The 21,385-nt window shown below is 71.1% G+C and carries 17 protein-coding genes and 1 pseudogene; 3 read left to right on the top strand and 15 right to left on the bottom strand.

Annotated elements, in window-relative coordinates; all coding sequences use genetic code 11:
• Positions 1 to 26: 26 nt before the first annotated feature.
• On the top strand, positions 27 to 2,048 hold the full coding sequence (locus tag WMF11_RS17045) for an alpha-amylase family glycosyl hydrolase (protein ID WP_437978176.1): 2,022 nt from the start codon (positions 27 to 29) through the stop codon (positions 2,046 to 2,048).
• Positions 2,049 to 2,405: 357 nt separating this feature from the next.
• Here WMF11_RS17045 and WMF11_RS17040 read toward each other — a convergent pair whose 3' ends face one another.
• The 3 genes from WMF11_RS17040 to WMF11_RS17030 all read right to left on the bottom strand — a co-directional run bounded on the left by WMF11_RS17040 (position 2,406) and on the right by WMF11_RS17030 (position 5,599).
• Complete coding sequence (locus WMF11_RS17040) at positions 2,406 to 4,433, bottom strand: aminotransferase class V-fold PLP-dependent enzyme (RefSeq protein ID WP_437978175.1); 2,028 nt, start codon at positions 4,431 to 4,433, stop codon at positions 2,406 to 2,408.
• Positions 4,430 to 4,675 (bottom strand): hypothetical protein, encoded by a 246-nt coding sequence (locus tag WMF11_RS17035; RefSeq protein ID WP_437978174.1) that lies wholly within the window; start codon positions 4,673 to 4,675, stop codon positions 4,430 to 4,432. Before WMF11_RS17035 ends, WMF11_RS17040 begins: the two co-directional genes overlap by 4 nt.
• A gap of 528 nt (positions 4,676 to 5,203) precedes the next feature.
• Positions 5,204 to 5,599: a hypothetical protein gene (locus WMF11_RS17030; RefSeq protein ID WP_437978173.1), complete on the bottom strand. Its 396-nt coding sequence runs from the start codon at positions 5,597 to 5,599 to the stop codon at positions 5,204 to 5,206.
• A 100-nt stretch (positions 5,600 to 5,699) separates the two neighbouring features.
• Here WMF11_RS17030 and WMF11_RS17025 point away from each other — a divergent pair.
• Positions 5,700 to 5,942: pseudogene (locus tag WMF11_RS17025) on the top strand (O-methyltransferase); the annotation flags it as partial.
• 441 nt (positions 5,943 to 6,383) lie between these two features.
• Here the strand turns inward: WMF11_RS17025 and WMF11_RS17020 are convergent.
• The 12 genes from WMF11_RS17020 to WMF11_RS16965 all read right to left on the bottom strand — a co-directional run bounded on the left by WMF11_RS17020 (position 6,384) and on the right by WMF11_RS16965 (position 20,600).
• The gene (locus tag WMF11_RS17020; protein WP_437978172.1) at positions 6,384 to 6,677 is read right to left on the bottom strand and encodes a hypothetical protein; all 294 of its coding nucleotides are present in this window, start codon (positions 6,675 to 6,677) and stop codon (positions 6,384 to 6,386) included.
• A 272-nt stretch (positions 6,678 to 6,949) separates the two neighbouring features.
• Entirely contained in the window at positions 6,950 to 7,795 is an 846-nt protein-coding gene (locus WMF11_RS17015; RefSeq protein ID WP_437978171.1) for a carbohydrate ABC transporter permease, read from the bottom strand.
• A complete protein-coding gene (locus tag WMF11_RS17010; RefSeq protein WP_437909434.1) occupies positions 7,788 to 8,678 on the bottom strand; it encodes a carbohydrate ABC transporter permease in 891 nt (296 codons plus the stop codon). The genes WMF11_RS17015 and WMF11_RS17010 overlap by 8 nt, the downstream gene beginning before the upstream one ends.
• Positions 8,675 to 9,997, bottom strand: coding sequence for an ABC transporter substrate-binding protein (locus WMF11_RS17005; RefSeq protein ID WP_437978170.1), 1,323 nt, complete (start codon positions 9,995 to 9,997; stop codon positions 8,675 to 8,677). The genes WMF11_RS17010 and WMF11_RS17005 overlap by 4 nt, the downstream gene beginning before the upstream one ends.
• Before the next feature lies 1 nt (position 9,998).
• Positions 9,999 to 11,075, bottom strand: a complete 1,077-nt coding sequence (locus WMF11_RS17000) for an ABC transporter ATP-binding protein (protein WP_437978169.1) — start codon at positions 11,073 to 11,075, stop codon at positions 9,999 to 10,001.
• Positions 11,076 to 11,124: 49 nt separating this feature from the next.
• Positions 11,125 to 11,289 carry a hypothetical protein gene (locus WMF11_RS16995; RefSeq protein ID WP_437909431.1) on the bottom strand — a complete coding sequence of 55 codons (165 nt, stop codon included), beginning with the start codon at positions 11,287 to 11,289 and terminating at the stop codon, positions 11,125 to 11,127.
• An 8-nt stretch (positions 11,290 to 11,297) separates the two neighbouring features.
• Positions 11,298 to 13,481, bottom strand: a complete 2,184-nt coding sequence (locus WMF11_RS16990) for a family 1 glycosylhydrolase (protein WP_437978168.1) — start codon at positions 13,479 to 13,481, stop codon at positions 11,298 to 11,300.
• Positions 13,482 to 13,483: 2 nt separating this feature from the next.
• On the bottom strand, positions 13,484 to 14,608 hold the full coding sequence (gene glf / locus WMF11_RS16985; protein WP_437978167.1) for a UDP-galactopyranose mutase: 1,125 nt from the start codon (positions 14,606 to 14,608) through the stop codon (positions 13,484 to 13,486).
• Positions 14,601 to 15,749, bottom strand: coding sequence for a glycosyltransferase family 1 protein (locus WMF11_RS16980; protein WP_437978166.1), 1,149 nt, complete (start codon positions 15,747 to 15,749; stop codon positions 14,601 to 14,603). The genes glf and WMF11_RS16980 overlap by 8 nt, the downstream gene beginning before the upstream one ends.
• A 151-nt stretch (positions 15,750 to 15,900) precedes the next feature.
• Complete coding sequence (locus WMF11_RS16975) at positions 15,901 to 17,811, bottom strand: glycoside hydrolase family 2 protein (protein ID WP_437978165.1); 1,911 nt, start codon at positions 17,809 to 17,811, stop codon at positions 15,901 to 15,903.
• 255 nt (positions 17,812 to 18,066) lie between these two features.
• Positions 18,067 to 18,843, bottom strand: coding sequence for a hypothetical protein (locus WMF11_RS16970; protein ID WP_437978164.1), 777 nt, complete (start codon positions 18,841 to 18,843; stop codon positions 18,067 to 18,069).
• Positions 18,844 to 19,052: 209 nt separating this feature from the next.
• On the bottom strand, positions 19,053 to 20,600 hold the full coding sequence (locus WMF11_RS16965) for an FAD-dependent oxidoreductase (protein ID WP_437978163.1): 1,548 nt from the start codon (positions 20,598 to 20,600) through the stop codon (positions 19,053 to 19,055).
• Positions 20,601 to 20,683: 83 nt separating this feature from the next.
• Between WMF11_RS16965 and WMF11_RS16960 the strand changes: the two genes are divergently transcribed.
• Positions 20,684 to 21,337, top strand: a complete 654-nt coding sequence (locus tag WMF11_RS16960) for a TetR/AcrR family transcriptional regulator (RefSeq protein ID WP_437978162.1) — start codon at positions 20,684 to 20,686, stop codon at positions 21,335 to 21,337.
• Positions 21,338 to 21,385 lie beyond the last annotated feature (48 nt).

Below are 21,385 nucleotides of genomic sequence, written 5' to 3'. Positions count from 1 at the left end.
CCTGTGCATCTCTCTCTGGACCGGTCGTGCCGATCGGCGCGGCCACGGGCGCCCCTCGGCAGCGCGCCCCGGGCCCATCGCGTCACGCGCGGCCGCTCACCCGGCTCGGATGGGCTGCCGCGCTGCTCCTGGCGGCGCCCTCGTGTGAATCGGTCACCCCCTCGGGTTCGCCGCGCCCCTCCGCGGCGGCGCAAGCCCGGCTGGAGCTGCACGCCGGCGATGCCGACGTCTGGGCCTTCAGCGCGCGCGTCCAGGGCGCCCTCGCCGGAGCGGGCACGCTGGAGGACTGCGCGATCCGGGTGGGCGGCGACGTGTTCCCCGCGGCGATCGAGCAGCAGCGGTTCTTCGCGGACGTCCCGCTGCTCGAGGGCGAGAACGAGATCGTCGCGCGCTGCCGGGTGGCGAGCGCGGGCGACCTGGACTCTCCGCCCGTCACCTACCGCGTCCGGCTGGAAGACACGCCGCGCGCCCGCGCCCGCGCCGCGCTGGCCGGCGGCAAGCTCGTCCTCGACGCGACGAGCAGCGAGCCCAGCGAGCGCTCCCGCGCCGACATCGTCGCCTTCGACTGGTTCCGCGTGCGCGGCGGCGCGGCGCCGGAGCCGCTCGGACAGGGCGCTCGCCTCGAGCTGCCGGCGCCCGACGCTGGCGGTCAGGCGCTGGTCGAGCTCAGGGTGCGCGACGAGCGCGGCCGAGGCGACGCCGCGCGGGTCGCGCCGCCGCTCGAAGCCGCCTCCGGCAGGGCCGCACCGGCGTGGATCGACGACGCCGTCCTCTACGGCGTCGTACCGCCGTTCTTCGGCGATCCGCCGCTCCGGAGCGTCCGCGCCGCCCTCCCCGCGATCGAGCGGCTCGGCGTCACGGCGATCTGGCTATCTCCACTCTTCGCCGCGCCCGAGGGCGACTTCGGGTATGCCGTCACCGATTACTTCAGCGTGCGCCCCGACTACGGGACCGAGCAAGATCTCCGCGAGCTCGTGGACGACGCGCACCGGCGCGGCCTGCGCGTGCTGCTCGATCTCGTGCCCAACCACACCTCGGCCGAGCACCCGTATTTCCGGGAAGCCGAGCGGCGCATGCGCCACGCGCACAGCTTCGCCTTCTACGATCGCGACGACGGCGGGGAGCCGACGCATTACTTCGACTGGGAGCACCTGCCGAACCTGAACTACGACAGCGCCGAGGTGGCGCGCTGGATGCTCGAGGCGTCGCTGCACTGGGTGCGCCGGTTCGACATCGATGGCTATCGCGTCGACGCCGCGTGGGGCATCAAGCAGCGGCGGGGCGAGCTCTGGTCCCCCTGGGCCGCCGAGCTCCGGCGCGTGAGCCCGCATGTCGCGCTGATCGCCGAGGCCTCGGCGCGCGATCCGTACTACCTGCAGAACGGCTTCGACGCGGCCTATGACTGGACCGAGGAGCTCGGACACTGGGCCTGGAAGGACGTGTTCGGCGCGCCGCGGGGCATCGCGGCCCGGCTCGGCGCGGCGCTCGCCGCCACGGCGGCGCGCTCCGCGCGCCCCGAGCGCACGCTCAGGTTCATCAACAACAACGACACGGGCGCCCGCTTCGTCACCCGCCACGGGCCGGGCCTGACGCGCGTCGCCGCGGCGGCGCTGCTGACGTTGCCGGGCATCCCGTGCGTCTACACGTTCGACGAGCTCGGCGCCGAGTACGAGCCTTACGGCGGCCTCGCCCCGGTCTCACGGCCCCCGCGCGGCGAGCTGGCGCGGCATTACGAGCAGCTGATCCGGCTCAGGCGCGGTGTCGCGGCGCTCCGGTCGCCGGGACACATCACGGTGCACGCCGGGGGGCCGGACGACGAGGTCTTCGCCTATGTCAGGCACGGTGACGACGCGTCTCGCTTCGCGCTCGTGGTCCTGAATTTCAGCGAGCGATCCGTGAAGAAGCGGCTCACCGTCCCGGAGCCGTTCGCCGCCCACGCGCGAGGCGGCCTGCGCGACGCGCTGAGCGGCGCCGGCGCGCACCTCCGGGCCGGCGCCCTCGCGCTGGACCTCGCGCCCTGGGACATCCGCGTCCTCGTGCCGCGCTAGGGCGAAGGACGAGCCCCGCGCGTCAGCTGGGCGCTCCTCGCGCCCTGCCGCGCCGGGCCACAAAAAACAGAGCGCCCATTCGACGGCGGGGGGGGAAGCCGTCACGGGCGCTCTGCCGTGGTTACCTAGCAGGACACGGGCCAGGGCTTCTCCGTACTTATTTCAAGGACTTACCCATCAGGAAGTCCCTGAAGCTTTCGATCCTGAGAGCTCCGCTTGCAGACCTGACGGATGCGCTCGCGTCGCGGCCCAGGGCGGGGTGCGGTGGCGGTCCAGCGCGATCACCGCTCGTCGTCGCCGGGCTCGACGCTCGCGCCACGTTTCGCGCCTTTTCACGGAGCTCGTGAGCGCCTCGCTTCAGGTGGTGATTTGCTTGCGCGCGACCAGGAGCGAGCGGCCGTTCGAGCCAGGTGGGAGCAGCTCGATGTCCGTGAAGCCGGTCGCGGCGACCAGCGCATGCAGCTCGCTCGGGCGCAGGCTCGCGCCGTTCGAGGCGAGGAGCAGGCATAGCGAAAGCATGGCCGGCACGACCGGGCCGGGGACGTCGTCGGAGAGCAGCGTCTCGCTGATCACCACCCGGCCGCCCGGATCGAGGGCGGCGTGCACGTTGCTCAAGATGAGCGCGCGTTCGTCGGCCGACCAGTCGGCGAGCACGGCGGACAACAACACGACATCGGCGCCGCCAACCTCGCGCGCCCATGCTGCATCGCGCGCGTCCCCGGGGATGCAGCGAACGCGCTCGGATGCGCCGGCACCGCGGATCCGCCGCTCGGCATACGCGCAGGCGAGCTCGAGATCGACGAGCGTGATCGCGAGCTCGGGTAGCGCGGCGGCGAGCTCGAGCGCGACGGCGCCTCCCCCACCGCCGAGATCGACGAGGCGACGGCTCGACGTCAGGTCCACGCGCGCCGCCAGCTCGGTCCCGGTCCCCGCGCTCGAGCGATCCATCGCCGCCAGGAAACGCTCGAGCTCGGGCGCGCTGTTCGCCATTGCCCGGTAGCCGTCGTCCTCGCCTCGCGCGAACGCCCACAGCGACGCCTGCGGCCTCCCGGCGCGGATCGAAGCCGGCAGGTGCGCGAACAGCGCGTAGAAGTGCTTCCATTGGTGACTCAGGACCGGGACCAGCGAGGCCGGACCATCGACCGTCAGCGCCGCGCGCGCCAGCTCGGTCGCGCGATAGCCGTCCTCCGTGCGATCGAGCAAGCCGAGCGCTGCGAGAAGCTCGAGCAACCGCTCGAGCGGAGCGGGCGCTGCGTCGAGGCGCGCCGCGAGCGCCGCCGCGGTGGCAGGCCCGCCCGCCGTCGCGTCGAATACTCCAAGCTCGACCGCCGTGAACAGGCTGGCCGACAGCGCGTAGCCGACGACGAGACGCTGGAGCTCCGCAGCCTCCACTATGCCACCCGTCCCTTCCTCGGGGCGCCCGCGCGCTCCAGCGCGGCCGCGAGGGCGTCGACGACGAGATCGCACTCCTCCTCGGTGCAACACGGGTGAGGCCCGATCCGCACGCCGGCATTCGGGCGCGCGTCGACGTCGATGCCCTGCTCGCCGAGCGAGTCCACGACCGCGCCCGCGACGGCCTCGTCCATCGGCACGCACACGAAGCCCCCGCGCGCGGAGGCATGCGACGGCCGTCGCATGAAACCCGCCGACGTCGCGGTGCCCGATCCATCCCGGATAGGCGGGTTCCCATCCCGCGGCGAGCTCGGGGCGCACGTAGGCGAACGCGAGGCCGGTCCCACCGCCGCACATCCACTTGTAGAGGCCGCCCACCAGCACGTCGGGATCGAGCACGCCGACGTCGATCGGGACCACGCCGACGGCCTGGAACGCATCCAGGATCACGAGCGCACCCGCGCGCCGCGCCGCCGCCACGAGCCGAGCGGCATCGAGCAGCGCGCCGGTCCTCGGCGACACCATCGCGATCGCGATCGCGGCGACGCGCTCGTCGAGCACGGCGGCGAGCTCCTCGGGCTGGAACCCACGACCGTCAGCCGGCGCGATCTCGACGATCTCGAACCCGCGCCGCTCCTGCGCGGCCCACAGGTAGCGCGACGAGTGAAAATCGATCGTCGAGATCACGATACGCCGGCGCTCGCCCCTCGGCTCGAGGCACGCCGCGATCGTCCCCTGAGCCGCCGTCGCGCTGCCGTGCAGCCCCACCGACCCCGGCGCGGCGCCGAGCAGCTCCTCGATCGCGCGTGTGGTCTCGAACATCGCCTGGATCCACGGGCCGATCGAGCGGCTGCGAAGGTGGAGCGTGCGGACGTACTCGTCGAGATCCTGCTGCACATCGCGCGGCAACGGCCCCAGGCACTGCGACGCGAAGTAGCGCCGCTCGCCGAGCAGCGGGAACCGCGAGCGGGCAGCGAGCACGGCGTCGGTCATCGCGGATACCAGAGCTGATACATGGCGTCGAAGAAGCGCCACGACGCACGCGCGACGGCCTCCGCGCCGCGCCACGCGCGCTCGGCCTCGCTGGCCCCCGCCGGGACGAGCCTGGCCAGCTCGCGCGCCTCGTCGACGTGCTCGATCTCGAGCTCCTCGTGCAGCGTGAACCACGGCATCGCATCCGCCGCGATGAGCTCGGCCCGGAGATCCCGATCTGCGCGTTCGCGAGCAGCATCCACACGCGCCCGAGGTCACCGCGCTCGCGCCCCCAGCGCGTGAACAGCGGATGCTCGGCCAGCGTGCGGGCCTCGTAGTGCGTGACGATCGACTCGGCATCGCGCCGAGGCGCGGGCGTGTGGACGTGACCGTGCGGGTACGGCGGCATGACGTCGTAGGCCTCGGGCGACAGATAGATGGTGAGCCGCGGAGTCCCACCGAACCGCACCGACACGTAGCTATGGATGCCTCGCCCGTCGGCGAGGGGCCGCCGCGCGAACCCGGCCACCGCAGCGCGGTAGCCATCGGTGGCGACGGCTCCCGCGAGGTAGCGCTCGACGCGGTCGCGGACGACCTCGTCGTTCGGCAGGTAGTGCGAGATCGGGACGTGCAGCGTCGCGACCCCGGGGCGCGCATCGCCGGCCACGAGCGAGAAGCACGAGCCGATCGGCTTCGACAGGAAGGGGCCACGGTGGCCGACCACCGCGTCGAAGTACGCCGTGGCGGCGCCCGGCGTGTACGTGCGCGCCGCGGCGAACGCCCGCTCGAGCTCATCCACCGTCACCGCGTGGTGGCGGTAGTAGATCTTGACCCGCGCCGTCGGGCCATCGCTCAGATCGAGCGAGCCTCGGGCGCTCGTCGACGGGACGCGCGAAGTGGTCGCTGAGCAGCGCCACCGGGAACGAGCGCAGGCGTCGCCAGACGTGGGCGTCGTCGAGCGCGAGCGCCTCGCGTACGACAACCTCCGGGTAGCCACGCAGGTCCGCCGCGAATGCACGGAACGTCGCGCGTTGCTCGTCGAACTCGGCGATGAAGGCCGCGACTGCGCGCGCCGAGCCCCAGGCCGGACCCGCGGCATCGACGATGCCCTGGAGCCACGCTTCGTTGCCCCCTTCCACCCGGTACGCCGCCTCGATCACGTTGACGAAGTCGAACTGCCGCCGCATCTGCACCGCTCCACGATCGTATCGCGATAGCGCTACAGCCTCCGCGTGACGCCCATCCAGATCCAAGCGGCTTGCGAAGAAAGCCCCAGGCACGCCTGTTATCGACGCCGACAAGCCGCGGAATCCCGACTACTTCGCGTGGACGCTCGAGCTCTCCCGCCGCGGCAGCGTCATCGCGATCGCCAACGTCGTGCGCAAGGGGGCGGTCATCGACCCAGAGAGCGCCGATCCCAACGTCCAGCGAGTGCGCCGCCTGAACAAGCGGCTCGCCGCCGAGCGACGCGTGAGCGCGACGGCGATGCAGACCGTGGGCAGCAAGGGATACGACGGCCTCGTCACCGCGGATCCACCGCCACCGCGGCCGAGCGTCTGCCGGGCGCTCTTCGCGCCTTCCCGCGCCGGGCCACAAAAAACAGAGCGCCCATTCGACGGCGGGGGGGGAAGCCGTCACGGGCGCTCTGCCGTCGTTACTTAGCAGGAGACGGGCCAGGGCCTTTCCGCACCGTTTTCAAGGACTTACCCGTAAGGAAGCCCCTGAAGCTTTCAATCCTGAGATCGCCGCATGCAGACCTGACGGATGCACAGGCGCCGCCGCACCAGGGCCGTGCAGCGACGGTCCAGCGCGATCACCGCTCGCGGCGCTCCCCGCAGTGACCGGCGGCGCCCGCCGTCGCGGGGGCTCGTGGCCTCGCGCGGCGCGGCGCTCGTCGCGGCATCGGCGCACGCGATGGCGCCGCCGCGGTGCGCGCCGCGCAGTGTATCGCACGCCGCCGGGAAGCGGCGGCTACTCCGGGAAGCTCGTCAGCGCGCAGTAGAGGATCCACTCAACATCGTTCCCGCTGCCTGCCTTCTTCGAGCATACGTCCTTTTTGTCCGGGTCTAGCCTCCATCGCGATCCACAAAACGCCTCCTTCGCCTCCTGGCCGGAGGCCGTCAACGCGAGGCAGATCAATTGGCGTTCGATGCGCGGCCCGTCATGAAAATCCAGCTCATCCGATGCGGTGAGGGTGACCTCTGACGCGTTCATGTCATCCAACATGACCTCGCCAGGCCCTTCGCCCACATCCTCCGTCGCCATGGCACATGAGAAACAAGCGAGCGATAGCACGAGAGTGGCAATCAGCCTGGTCGTCCTGACTTCCATGAGTGAAGGTTGCTGCGATTTGTAGACCACGGTCGAGCGCGCATGGACGATGCACTGGCGTCCTCGGATCCATGCTGGGCATACGTGCGCCTGGAGCCGCACCTCCTGCTCGCCGGCGTATTCCCCTACCCGGCCAGCAGGCGAAGGTGCTCATCCAAGTGGTCCGATCCGCCGCTGGGACGAAGCGCTCCGCCCTCTGCGACGAATCAGCGCTTGAGCCCGGTCCGCGCGAGCCCCTCCACGAAATACCGCTGCGCGAACAGGAAGAGCACCACGAGCGGCAACATCGCGAGGGAGGCGCCCGCCATGAGCACGGCCGGCTCGCCGCCGTAGGCGTTCTGGGTGCCGGCGATCATCTGCTGGATGTTCATCTTCTGCGGAGAGGTGATGTAGATGAGCGGCCCGAAGTAGTCGTTCCAGGCGGCCTTGAGCCCGAGGACCGCGAGCGTGGCGATGGCCGGCCCGGCGAGGGGGAAGACCACCCGCGTGAACGTCTGGAAAGGGTTCGCGCCATCCAGCGTCGCGGCCTCGATGAGCTCGTCCGGAATGCTCGCGAAGTACTGCCGCATCAGGAAGATCGCGACCGCGCTGCCCGTCGCGCCCGGCACGATGAGCGGATAGTAGGTGTCGATCCAGCCGATCCGGGCGAAGCCAACGAACTGCGGGATCAACGTGACCACGCTCGGCAGCATCATCGTCGACAGGAGCGCGGCGAAGATCGCGTCGCGCCCCGGAAAACGGAGCTTCGCGAAGGCGTAGCCGGCGAACGAGGCGGTGAGGAGGCCGCCGAGGGTGGAGGGGACGGCGATGAGGAGCGTGTTCCAGGTGCCGCGGAGGATGTCGATCTCGGCGAAGGCCTGCCGGTAGTTGGCGAGCGTCGGGCGCGCCGGGATCCAGCGGATCGGGACCGCGTAGATCTCGTCCGCCGGCTTCACGCTGGTGCTGATCATGAACGCGAAGGGCGCGAGCACGAAGACGGCCACCAGCGCGAGGACCGCATAGGAGAGGAGCCGGAGCGCGCGGCGCCCTCGGGACCTCCGGCCGCTACTCATCGTGCACCCAGCGCCGGGCGAGGCGGAACTGGAGCACGGTCACGATCATCACGAGCGCGCCGAGCACCCAGGCCATCGCCGACGCATAACCCATCTGGAAGTACTGAAAGCCGGTGAGATAGAGATAGAGCATGAACGTCGCCGAGCGGAACTCCGGGCCGCCGCGCGTCATCACGTAGACCTGATCGAAGCTCTGCAGCCCGCCGATGACGCTGGTGACGGCGATGAAGAACGTCATCGGGCTGATGGCCGGCAGGGTCACGTGCCGGAAGCGCTGCCAGGCGTTCGCGCCGTCGAGCTCCGCCGCCTCGAGCAGCGATCGCGGCACGCCCTGGAGCGCGGCCAGGAAGAGGACCATGTTGTAGCCGAGCCCGCTCCAGATCCCCATCACGACGAGCGCGGGCTTGACGAGGTGCGGGCTCGAGAGCCACGCGGGCGGGTCGGCGACGCCGAGGGCGCGGAGGTACGTGTTGATGAGCCCGTAATCGGCGTTGTAGATCCACTTCCAGAGCAGCGCCGCGGCCACGATCGAGCACACGGAGGGGATGAAATAGACGGTGCGGAAGAACCCCTCGAGCCTGAGCTTCTGGTTCAACAGGAGCGCGAGCAAGAGGGAGATGGTGATGCCGATCGGGACGCCGAGGAGGTAAAAGGCCGTGTTGGCGAGCGTCCGCCAGATGAAGAAATCCCGGGCGAAGAGGCGAGCGTAGTTGTCGAGGCCGACCCACTGCGGCGGCGTGAGCACCTCGAAGCGGGTGAAGCTCAGATAGAGCGACGCCAGCATCGGGCCAAGCGCGAACACGACGAAGCCGAGCACGGGGATCGCCACGAACGCACAACCCCAGCGCGCGTCGGCGCGGGCGCGCGGTATCTGCTTCTTCAACGCGCTGCCTCCGGTCCGGGGTTGTTCTCCCGCATGGTTTGCTCGACGAGCGGCGCGAGGGCCGGGAGCAGCTCGCGCGCGCGCCGTTCGCCGCGCCAGACCTGGGGGATGAAGCTCGAGAAGACCTCGTGCCAGAAGGCGTTGGGCATCTCGGTCTCGGGGCTCGGGCGGCTCGTCTCGGCGGCGCGCAGGAAGACCTCGGCGTGGGCCGGCCGCTGCCCGGGCTGGAGGAAGGCGGCGGTCGCGGCGACCGATCGCTGATTGGGCACCTGGAGCCCGGATCGGGCCAGCTCGCTTTGCCCCTCGGGGCCGGCCAGGTACTCGATCAACGTGAACGCCTCGGCGATGCGCCGGCTCGCGGCGCTGACGGCGAGCCCCACGGAGCCCGACCAGCTCACCGAGGTCATGCCCGGCTTCGGCACCGGCACGGGCGCGACATCCCAGTCGAAGCGCATCCGGCGGTACCGCGGGACCATCCAGCGACCGTCGATGTGCATGGCGACGAGCCCGGCCTCGAAGAGCTCGCTCTGCCCGGCGCCGCCGCTGCGGGCGAGGTTGGGCGCCACCTGATGGCGGAGGGCCAGATCCGCGCACCACTGCACCGCGTCCATCGACACGTCGGAGTCCATGAGCCACCGGCGCTGCGCCGCGTCCACGATCTCGCCGCCCGCCGACCACACCGCGGCTTCATAGGGATATCCGGTGATCCCCCAGTGCTGGACATACCCTTCGCGGTACGTGAGCGCGCGAAAGGCGGCGATCGCCTGGTCCCAGGTCATCGGCACCTCGGGATCCGGCGCGGGCACGCCGCGGCGGCGCAGCACGTCCTTGTTGTAGTAGAGCACCGTGGGGCCGATGTCCTTCGGCAGCGCGTAGAGGCTGCCCTCGTGGAGGACGCGGCCATTCCAGCGATAGCGGTCCAGGGCGGTCGGCCAGATGTCGGCGAGGTCGAGGGTCCGACTCTCCTGCACGAGACCGTCGATGTCGCGCAGGACGCCCTGACTGACCATCTCGCCGAACGCGCCGTCGGGCACGTAGAAGACGTCGGGCGCGCGCTTCGCCACGATCATCAGCCGGAGCTTGTTGAGGTAGTCGTAGCCGACGCCGGGCACCTGCGTGTACTCGACGTGGATCTCCGGGTGGATCCGCTCGAAGGCGGCGAGCGCCGACCGCATGATGGCCCGCTCCTCCGGCATCCCCCAGCCGACGAAGGTGATGGTCGTGCGCGCGACGTGCGAGGGGGGATCGGCCTTCGAGGCGCATCCGGCGGGCGAGATGGACGCGCACAAGACCACGAGCCGGAGCGCGCGACGGGCCATCTCAGACCCGCTCCTCGGTGCGCGGATCGAACAGGTGGACGTGCTCCGGCGCGGCGGCCAGCGCCACGCGCGCGCCGACGGCCGGCGTCGTGCCGCGATCCAACCAGCGGCACACGATCGCGGCCTCGCCGACGCGCAGGTGGACGTACGACTCGAACCCCATCGCTTCGACCATCTCGACGTCGCCCTGCACGCCGAGCGAGGCGCCGGCGGGCGCCGGGCCGAGGTGCTCGGGCCGGACCCCGGCGATCACCCGGCCCTCGCGGTGCTCCGGTGTCCTCGGCAGCGCGAGCCGCACGCTCGGCGCCGAGAGCACCGAGGTCGGGCCGTCGAGGCGGAGCTCGGCGGGGATCAGGTTCATCGGGGGTGCGCCGATGAACGTCGCGACGAAGACGTTGGCCGGCCGGTCGTAGAGCTGCTGCGGGCTGTCGTGCTGGAGGAGCGCGCCTCCGTGGAGGACGGCGATCCGCTCCCCGAGGGTGAGCGCCTCCGTCTGATCGTGGGTCACGTACACGAACGTCGTCCCGAGGCGACGATGCAGGCGGCGGAGCTCGGCGCGCATCGAGCTGCGCAGCGCGGCGTCGAGGTTCGAGAGCGGCTCGTCCATGAGCAGCACGCCCGGCTCGCGCACGATGGCGCGCCCGATGGCGACGCGCTGCTGCTGGCCGCCCGAGAGCGCCCGCGGCTTGCGATCGAGGAGGTGATCGATCGCCAGCGCGCGCGCCGTGGCCTCCACGCGGCGCTTCACCTGGTCGCGCGGCACGCGGCGGAGCGCGAGCGAGAACGCCATGTTCTCGAAGCACGTCATGTGCGGGTAGAGCGCGTAGCTCTGGAAGACCATGGCGACGTCGCGCTGCTTCGGGGGCACGTCGTTGACCACGCGGCCGCCGATGGAGAGCGTCCCGCCGTCGACGTCCTCGAGGCCCGCGATCATCCGGAGCGTCGTCGACTTGCCGCACCCGGAAGGCCCGACGAGCACGAGGAGCTCGCCGTCCTCGACGCGCAGCGACAGGTCCTCCACGATGGGCGCGCCCCCCTGGTAGCGCTTGTACACATGCTCGAACGCGATCGCGGCCACGCTTCCGCCTCCTCGGCGCCGCTGCTCGTGAACCGCGGCGTGGGCGAGATCAAGCTGCCGGGCGAGCGCCGCCTTCGCGTCGCCGGGCGAGCCCCCAGCTGAACGCTGAGCCGATGATCTCGGCCAGATCCGCGACGTCGTGACCGCGCGCGACGATCTCTTCCGTGATCACGCTGCCAATGTGGCCGGCTACGCCGGTGACCAGGACGCGCATGAAACCTCCTAACTTTGTGGCCGGGGCTCACGCTCCGCGACGTAGCGCGCGAGCGCGTCGTCGAGCGACGGCAACAAGAGCCCGCGGCCGCTCCCGAGCGCGCTGTACCGCGGGCGCGGCGCGGCCAGGCCGAGCGCGCGGCTCGGGCAGCGCACGAGCCGCGTCGCGGGGACGCGCGCGAGCGCCGCGCTGCGCGAGGCGAGCTCCGCCCAGCTCGTGGCGTCCCGGTTGGCGAGGTGCCAGATGCCGCGCTCGCCGTCGATCAGCAGATCGAGGGTCGTGTGCACGAGATCCGGGACGTAGGTCGGCGAGACGATCACGTCGTCGGCCGCGTGGAAGCTCCGGCCCTCGCCGAGGGCGCGCAGCGCGGCGCCGACGAAGTTCGCTTCGTCCCAGGGACAGAAGAACGCGGCGGTGCGCACCACCAGCGCCTCCGGGAGGATCGCCAGGACGTTCCACTCCGCCGTCGCCTTGCTGCGGCCGTAGACGTTGAGCGGCCGCGCGGGATCGGTCTCCACGTACGGCGAGCGCTGCGCGCCGTCGAAGACCAGATCGGCCGAGAAGGTCACGAGCCGCGCGTCCCGCCGGCGACACGCGATCGCGAGCACGGCGGGCCCCAGCGCGTTCTCGCGCTCGCAGCGGTGCGGCTCGCGCTCGGCCTCGTCGACGCGCACGAACCCCGCCGTGTTGACGACGGCCCACGGGGCGAACCGATCGAGGGCGCGCTCCACCGACGCGGGATCGGCGATGTCCATCTCGTCGCGCCCGATCGTGCGATGGGGCAGGCCGCGCAGCGCGCACAGGCGCGCGAACGCGCGGCCGAGCGTCCCCTTCGCGCCGGTGATCAGGATGGGCGGGCCGGCGGCTGCAGCCTCGGGCGCGGGCGCGGCGGCCGCGACCGGACCGTAGGTCAGCCGCTCCGGGCGCCGCCACCAGCCCGGCGAGGCCAGCACAGGATGATCGAAGCGATCGCCGCGCGCGAGCGCGGAGACCAGCCGCGCGAGCGCCGTCGACCGCGGCTCGGGGCCGCGCACATCGAAGACGCCCGGCTCGTAGTGCCCGCGCTCCTCGGTGACGAGGCAGCTCCAGTCGAAGCAGCCAAGCAGCGACCACGCGGTGACCGCGCGCACGTCCGCGCCCGCCGCGCGCGCCGCCTCCGCGGCGCGGAACGCCTCGACCAGCCAGCGAAGCTGCTCCTCGCGCGGCCCGCCGAGGTGCACCTCGCTGATCGCCACGGGCCGGCGGTAGCGATCCCAGACCTCCTGGAGCCGCGCGCGGTGCCCGTCGATGCCCTCGGCGACCGCACGCACGGCCTCGACATCGGCATACGCGTGCTTGCCATTTCCGCCGTGCGACCAGGCGGGGTAAGAGGCCAGCCGCTCGTCGAGGAAGCGCTCGCTCGTGATGTAGTAGTTGATGCCGAGGATGTCCGGCGGACATGGATCCTCGACGAACCACGCGAGCTCGGCGGGCGAGGCGCCCCACCCGAGGAGCAGCGGAAACAGCGGGTGATCGCCGTCCACGCGCCCCGTGAGCAGATCGAAGCTGAGCCAGCGCCGGTGATTCTCGTGCTCGGCCTGGTAGGCGAGCAGCGGCGTGCTCATCGTCTTGCCGACATCCTCGGTCTGGATCAGCCGCGCCCGGGGGATCACCTCCCGGATGGCGCGCATGGCGAGCGCGATCGCGCGGCACTCGGTGAGCAGCGCGCGCACGAACGTGCGCGGATCGCGGCCGTGCGGGTACCAGTGCCCGTAGAGGCCCGAGAAGCGGGCCGTCGTGAGCGGCTCGTTCACCGGCGTCCAGTCGGTGACCCACGGATAGCGCTCGGCCGCCGCGCGGGCGAAGCGGGCGAGCCCCTCGGAGAAGCCCGGATCGACGAGGCTCGTGTAGCGCGGGCCGCTGCCGTGGTGGACGAGCCCGAGGATGGGCCGCACCTCGAGCGCCCGGAGCCGCTCGAGCCGCGCGTCGGCCCAGCCGAAGTCCAGGCGCTCCGGCCGATCGGGGGCCGTCCGCTCCCAGAGCACGGGCATGCGCAGCGCCTGGATCCCGAGCGCGGCGAAGCGATCGAGATCCTCGAGGCGGCGCGCGTGCCCGCTCCGCTCGAGCTGGTGGTGGTACCCATCGCCGACGCGGTTGACCGTGCACTCCACGCCGCCCCAGATCTCGAGGGGCGCCCTCGCCTCTTCCGCCATGGTCAAGCCGCCTTGGCCGCGGCGAGCTGTCGGTTCGGCACGCCGGCCAGCTTGGCATAGAGGGTGAGCGCCTGCGCCACCACCTGGTCCATGTTGTAGTAGCGGTAGGTCCCGAGCCGCCCGGCGAAGTGGACGCCCGGCGTCTCCCTGGCGAGCTCCTCGTACTTGCGGTAGAGGGCCGCGTTCTCCGGCCGCGGTACCGGATAATAGGGATCGCCCTCGCCCTTCGGGATCTCGTAGACGATGGTCGTCTTCGGGTGCACCTGACCCGTGAGGTACTTGAACTCGGTGACCCGGGTATACGGGTTCTCGTTCGGATAGTTGATGACCGGCGCGTCCTGGTACCTCTCTTGATCCTTGGTCTCGAAGTGGAACTCCAGGGAGCGATACGGCAGCTTTCCGAAGCGATAGTCGAAGAAGGCGTCGACGGGGCCGGTGAAGATCACCTCGCGATGAGGGATCTCGCTCTGCATCTCGCGAAACGAGGCGTTGAGCAGGATCTTGATGTTCGGGTGATCGACCATCCGCTCGAACATGCGCGTGAAGCCGTGGAGCGGCATGGCCTGATAGGTGTCGATGAAGTACCGATCGTCACGGTTGCTCCGCACCGGCACCCGCGCGGTCACGGCGGCGTCGAGCTCGGACGGGTCGAGTCCCCACTGCTTCCGGGTGTAGTGCTTGAAGAACTTCTCGTAGAGCTCGACGCCGACCTTGCTGACGATCACGTCCTCGCTGGTGCGGATCTGCTCGCGTCGCACGGCCCGGGACGCGAGGAACGCCTCCACCTCGGGCGCGCTCAGGCGCAGGCCGTAGAGCTGGTTGATGGTGTCGAGGTTGATGGGGATGGGGACGAGCTGCCCGTCCACCCAGGCGCGCACGCGGTGCTGGTACGGGCGCCACTCGGTGAACTGCGAGAGGTACTCGAAGACCTCCCGCGAGTTGGTGTGGAAGATGTGGGGGCCGTACCTGTGCACGAGGACGCCGGCGGCGTCGTGGTGATCATGGGCGTTGCCGCCGATGTGCGGGCGGACATCGCACAGCACCACCTTCTTGCCCGAGCCGCGCGCGAGCCGCTCGGCGAGCACGCAGCCTGCGAAGCCGGCGCCGATGATGAGATAGTCAAACATCGGCGCCCTGCCGCGCCGCCGGGCGCCGGCCCACCCTCAGCACGCCGTCGAGGAGCGACTCGATCTTCGACCATGTCGCGTCCCACGACCCCTGTGCGAGCAGCGCGTCGGCCCGCGAGAGCCGCGCGGCGTGGTCGTCGGCGAGGTACGCCTCGACGGCGGCCACGAAATCGCCTGCGGTGTCGGCGATGCGCGCGAGGCCGAGCTCGCCGTAGGGCCGGACGACATCGCGGATCGACGTGGAGACGACGGGCTTGCCGCCCGCGAGGTACTCCGGCGTCTTGGTGGGGCTGATGAAGCGCGTGGCCTCGTTGCGCGCGAACGGGAGGAGCGCCACGTCCCAGCCCGCGAGGTAGGCGGGCAGCTCCTCGTAGGTCTTCTTGCCGAGATAGTGAATGTTGGGCGCGCGAGGCAGGCTCGCCGGATCGATCTTCACGACCGGACCGACGAAGACGAGGTGCCACGAAGGCCGGGCGGCGGCCACGCCGGCGATGAGATCGAGATCCATGCGCTCGTCGATGACGCCGAAGTAACCGAGCCGCGGGCCCGGGATCGTGGCCTGATCGGCGGGCGGCGCGAGCGGCCGGCGCGCCGCCGCGAAGTGGGCGATGTCGACGCTGCTCGGGAGCAGGTGCACGTTCGCGTGCAGCGCCCTCTTGGACTCGTAGAGGCTGCGCCCTCCCGTGAAGACAACGTCGGCGCGGCGGAGCAGCTCGGCCTCGTGATGCTTGAGCGCGGGCGGCGCGCCGGCGAACGCTGAGAGCTCGTCCATGCAGTCGTACACGACCGCGCTGGCCGCGAGGTGGCGCGAGAACAGGAGCGCCATCGGCGTGTAGTACCAGAGCACGTGATCATCGATGCCGAAGCGATCGAGCATGTCGTCGACGAGATCGCGCTGTAGCGCGTGGATCCGCGCGTCGTCGAGGCCTGGTGGCAGGTGCGGCGTGACGACGCGCACGCCGTGGCGATCGACGGGCGCGGCCTCGATCCGCGGCGGCCCGTCGCTCCACATCGGCTCCTCGAAGAAGAACACGCGTCGCGTGCGCGCGCAGCGCGAGAGGAGGTGCTGCGGGCGCTGGAAGACGAAGCTCCAGCGCAGGTGCGAGAAGCAGACGACGTCCGGCCGCCGTTTCGGGCTCATGCTTGTCCTCCTCATGGCGGCCGCGGCGCGGCTGATGTGCACGAGCGTGCCGCCGGGGAGGGGCAATACAAGGAACGTACCTGAGGGCCACGTCCATCGCGGAGCTCGGCCGCCTCTCAGCCGCCCGGTCTGGCGAGGCTCAGTTTGAACATCACTCCTCCCCGGCGATCACCTCGTCCATGATGATGCCTTCTTGGCGCGGGCCGGCGCACTCCGCGAGCTCCATCGAGTCGGGGTGCACCTGCCCGACAGCTCGGCCGCGCGTGGCGGCGGCGATGGCGTCGATCAGGAATTTCGGCGTCCGATCGGCGTAGAGAAGCCCGTTGGCCTCCTGGTAAGTATCGGTGAGCTGCGTGTAGCAGAAGCCCGCGAGCAGCGGTGTCGCGCGCACCACGGCGAGGAGGCGCTCGTACGCCCGCTCCAGCGCCGCGGGGTTATCGGCGGAGGTGTATCCCCACGTGCCGGGGCGGCGGAGCGCGATACCGCCCATCTCCGAGAGCACGATCGGGTGCTCCAGCTTGCGCGAGTGGCCGTCGAGCACGAGCACGCGGCCGCCGGGGCGCTCGCGCCGGAAGAGCCGCGGGCGACACTCGCCGCCGTCGTAGCGCTGGGCGATCCGGGCCGGATCAGGATCGTAGTCATGAATACCGATGATGTCGGTGGCCACGGCCTCCCAGCCGTCGTTGCCGATCACCGGGCGCGTCGGGTCGAGCGTCTTGGTGAGGTGATAGAGCGCCTTGACCCCGTGCCGCTCGCGCGCGCTGTCCGGCAGGTTGGGCACGCCCCAGGACTCGTTGAAGGGCACCCAGGCGATGACGCACGGATGGCTGAAATCGCGGTTGATCGCCTCCGTCCACTCGCGCGTGAGGCGCTCGATCGAGAGGGGCGTGAAGCGGTAAGCGCTCGGCATCTCCTCCCACACGAGCAAGCCCAGCCGATCGGCCCAGTAGAGATAGCGCGGATCCTCGATCTTCTGGTGCTTGCGCGCGCCGTTGAACCCCATGGCGCGCGTGAGCTCGATGTCGCGCCGGAGCGCGTCGTCGTCGGGCGCGGTCATCCCGGTCTCGGGCCAGTAGCCCTGATCGAGCACCATCCGGAGCACGATGGGCCGCCCGTTGAGCACCACGCGGTCGCCCTGCACCGCGATGGATCGGAGCGCTGTGTAGCTGTGCACGCGATCGATCGTCTCGCCGTCGCGGGTGACGAGCTCGATCTCGGCCTCGATGAGCGTGGGTGACTCCGGGCTCCAGAGCAGCTGATTGCGCGAGTCGTCGATGCCCGGATCGGAGAGCGCGATCCGGCGGTGGACCTCGCCGAGCACCACGGCGTAGCTGTCCTCGGCGAGCAGCGCGCCGTTCGCGGTGAGGCGCAGGCGTAGCCGCAGTCCGTCCCGGCGCTCGCCGCCGATCCGGGCGTAGAAATCGAGCTCCCATCGGTCGAGGCTCGACTGCCAGCGGAGCGCCGCGATCGAGCTCGCGGGCACGCGCTCCATCCACACCGTCTGCCAGATGCCGGTCGTGCGCGGGTACCAGATGGAGTGCGGTTCGAGCTGCCAATCCTGCTTGCCGCGCGGCTTGGCGAGGTCGAGCGGATCGTCCTCCGCGCGCACGACGATCTCGACGGCGCGCGCCGAGCCGACGAGGTCGGTGATGTCGACGCTGAAGGGGGTGTAGCCCCCGGTATGATGCGCCGCGCGGCTCCCCGCGACCCAGACCGTCGCGTCGTAGTCGACGGCTCCGAAGTGCAGCATCAGCCGCTCTCCACCGCGGAGCTCCGGCACCGCGATGGTGCGCCGGTACCAGACGGCGCGGAAGAGGCCGCGCGCGCCCACGCCGCTCCGCGGGGTCTCCGGCGCGAAGGGGACCTCGATGAAGCCCTCCCAGCCGACGTCGGCTGGCTCCCGGAAGCGCGCCTCGGGATCGAGCGCGAAGCTCCACGTACCGTTGAGCGATTCCCACCCGGCGCGCCGGAGCTGCGGCCGCGGGTAGCCATGCGCGCGCCCGCCGGCGGTGGAGAGGTCTGCTCCGGGGGGCGGCTCGGCGGTGACGGACGGGCGGTTCATCCTTCGAGGTGCTTCCTTTGCTGTACGGCGGGGCAGACCTTACAGCGCCTCAGGCGTCACGCCATGCCGCCAGCGCGGGTTTTGATCCGCGCGGTGGCGCAGACTTCATCGACGCGAGAATACCGGACAATCACCGTCTCTCCATGAGTCCGGGAATTCCGGTTATGGGGACGGGCCGGGCGGCAAGCAGGCAAGTAGCCTCGAGCGGCGGGCTGGCTCTGACAGGGAAGCTGCTCGCCGCGAGCTGGTCGACCCTCACTCGGCGTAGACGGCCACCGTCGCGGTGCACGAGGCGTTGCCGACGCAGCCGGCGCGGAAGGTGTAGTAGTCCGAGAGCGCCGCGACGTGGGTCGTCTTCGGCATCTCGGAGCAGCCGATCGTCTCGGCGGAGTCCACCGCGACCTGCACGCCGTTGCGATCGAAGAGGCGGATGTACGACATCCCCGAGCGGCTCGCCCCGTAGAGCACCGCCGCGCAGGTGCCGAAGGAGATCGTCTCTCCGGCGTTGAAGGAGTACGCCTGGTCGACATAGTTGGTCGTGGCGTAGTTCGTGCTGCTCCTCGAGTACGAGAAGGTGCCTTTGCCGTGCGCGATCGCGACCGTGCCGCTGCACGAGGAGAAACCGTCACAGCCGGCCCGGATCTGGAAGGGCCAGCCCGTCGACGACGTCGTATAGCGGATCTGCGCCGAGATCGACCCCGAGGGGCCGTCGTTCGCCGAGGCCACCTGCACGGGCGACCCGGAGCTCAGGTCGAAGAGGCGGAGGAACGTGTCGCCCGAGGAGCTGGCGCCGACGATGCCGGTCGTGCCGATCATCACGCGCCTGTTTGGGTTGATATTGAGGTTGAAATTGGCCGTGTTCACGGTGGCGTTGTTGGTCGCGCTCCGGCTGAAGGAGAAGAGCGATATCGCCTCCTCCGCCTCGCCGACGACCTCGCTCTGCTCCTCTTCGCTGAGCGCCTCTGCCGCGCAACCGGCCGAGAGCGTCATTGTCAGGGCCAAAAGGACCTGTTCAAACGAGCGGGTGTTCATGTTCTTCCTTCGCTGCCTTTCTCTGGGGTAGCGCGGGCGCGTGAGCGGATCTCGCGGGCGCGCGCGTGCGGGGACTCTGTTCGTTCCTGCGCGGGCGGAACCCGCGGGCGCGTCAGGGGACGTCACCTCGAGAGGCGTCGCGTGGCCTGCGCGGTAGCTCGATCGGATTCAGCGTACCGCCGAGCACAGCCGTAGCAAAGCCCTTGCGATCACCCGACCAGCGGGCGAAGGAAGTCTTCGAGTTGCTCGAGCGTGCCCGGGGAAGCGCGCCATCCGATGTAGCCGTCCGGGCGGACCAGCACGAGCGCATCGCCGTCGACGTCGTAGCCGGCACGCGCGTGCCTGTCCGTATCGACGAGGGCGCGCCGGCTGATCGGCTCCCCCGGCTGCACCACGGCGCGCGCGTGCACGGCGGGGCCGTACCGGGCGTTCACCCGAGCGACCGTGTCCCCGTGGGCCGCGCCGAAGGCGAGCAGCGTGAAGTGCGGGCCACGGAACACATCGAACAGGCGGACGGGCGCGCCCTCGGCGTCATGACAGGGCGCATCGGGCGCTCGGTCCCCGGCGAGGACGCGCACCGGCGCGCCGTGATCGTCGCTGGCCTCGTCGCGGGCCAGCGAGCTCCCGCGGTAGCTGATGTCGAGCTGCTGCGTCTCCGGGCCGCGCCGCACCTCGCCCGGGCTTCCCTCCGCGGTCCGGCGATGCAGCCTCGAGGTGAGGCCGAGCATCGCCGCGGCGACGGGAAGCCGCTCCTCCTCGTAGGTGTCGAGCAGCGCCGCGGGCGCTCCCGCCAGCACCTGGCCGAGCTTCCAGCCGAGGTTGTAGGCGTCCTGGATGCCTGTGTTCAGGCCCTGCCCGCCGGCCGCGGGGTGCACGTGCGCGGCGTCGCCGGCCAGGAACACCCGGCCGACCCGGTACCGGTCCACCATCCGCACGCTGGGCCGGTAGAGCGACAGCCAGCTCGCGTCGTGCAGCCGGACATCCGAGCGCCCCGTCCGCTCGTGGAACAGCCTCTCAACGGCCTCCACCGTCAGCTCGGGCGCCTCGTCGCCATGGATCGGTATCAGGATCTGGAAGCGCTCCGTGCCGGGCAGCGGGCACAGCGCGACCGGGCCGCCGAGCGCTTTCGGCCAGGCGTGCCAGCGCTCGCGGTCCAGCCCGTCGGCGCGGACGTCGCCCACGAGCGCCCGGTCCGCCTCCAGCGTCTCCCCCTGAAAGCCGACGCCGAGCGCGCGCCGCACGAAGCTGCGCCCCCCGTCCGCGCCGACGAGGTAGCCGGCGCGGACCCGCTCCGTCTCGCCCCCGCGGACCAGCGTGGCCGTCACGCCGTCGCGGTCCTGCTCGAAGCCGGTCAGCTCGGTCGCGAGCTCGACACGGACGCCGTGCTCCGCGAGCCGGGCGCGCAGGATCTCCTCCGTCCGCCATTGCCCGAGGAGCAGGATGTTCGGATAGGGCACGTCCGGCGCCGGCGCGCGGCGCTCGAACATGGCCCAGTCGCCGAGCACCGCAGCGCCGTCGTAGGCGCGGATCAGCGGGTAAGGGGCTCCTGCGGCCATCGCCGCTTCCAGCACCCCGAGATCGTCGAGGACCTCGAGGGTGCGCGGCTGCACGCCCTTTCCACGAGAGCCGGCGAAATGGGCAGGCGCCTTGTCGATGATCCGGCACGCCACGCCACGGCGGGCCAGATCGCACGCGAGGGTCAGGCCGGTGGGCCCCGCCCCCGCGATGAGGACATGCGTGCTCAGCGACGGATTCATTGGCTGTCTCCTGTCAGGTGAAGTCACGCCATCTTGGAAGCTGTCGCTTGCCTCGTCAGCTTGCGTTCTGCCAGCATGGCTCCATGCGCAAGCGGGACGCTGTCACGCCGCGGAAACAGCCTACGCAGGACCGGTCGCGCGCGACGGTCGAGGCGATCCTGCAGGCGACCGCTTACATTCTGGTCCGGGACGGGTACGCGCGGCTGACGACGAACCGCGTGGCCCAGCGGGCCGGGGTGAACGTCGCGTCGCTGTACCAGTTCTTTCCGGGCAAGGAGGCGCTCGTGGCCGAGCTCCACCGCCGGCACATCGAGCAGGGCCGCGCGGCCGCGGCCGCGGTGCTCGCCGCGCATCGAGGGCAGTCACCCGATCGGGTGGTCCGGACGATCGTGGAGGCCGGCATCGCCGCCCACGCGGTGGAGCCCGAGCTGCACCGCGTGTTCCTCGAGCAGATGCCGCGCATCAGGGCGACCCGTTCCGCGGCGAGCGAGGGCTTCCTGCTCGAGGAGGCAAAGCAGCTCCTCGCGGCGTGGGGCTGCCCGGCGCCGGACGTGGAGCTCGCGTGGTGGATGATGCAGACCGCGGCGCACGCGGTCGTGCATCAGGCGATCGTAGAGCGGCCCGACGACCTGCGCTCCGGCGCGCTGGCCGAGGAGCTCGTGCAGCTGCTCGAGCGCTACCTGCGCGGGAAGCAGAACCCAGGGCCCTGCGCCGACGCGGGGCGGGAGGATAGGTGATCTCGTCGAGGGCGCCGAGGGCGCCTGCCTCGCGTGGCCTCCGCGCGC

Source organism: Sorangium sp. So ce295 (assembly GCF_051527405.1).
Taxonomy (GTDB): domain Bacteria; phylum Myxococcota_A; class Polyangia; order Polyangiales; family Polyangiaceae; genus Sorangium; species Sorangium cellulosum_B.
The sequence above is the reverse complement of the archived record's forward strand: the minus strand, read 5'-3'. Positions and strand labels throughout refer to the sequence as shown.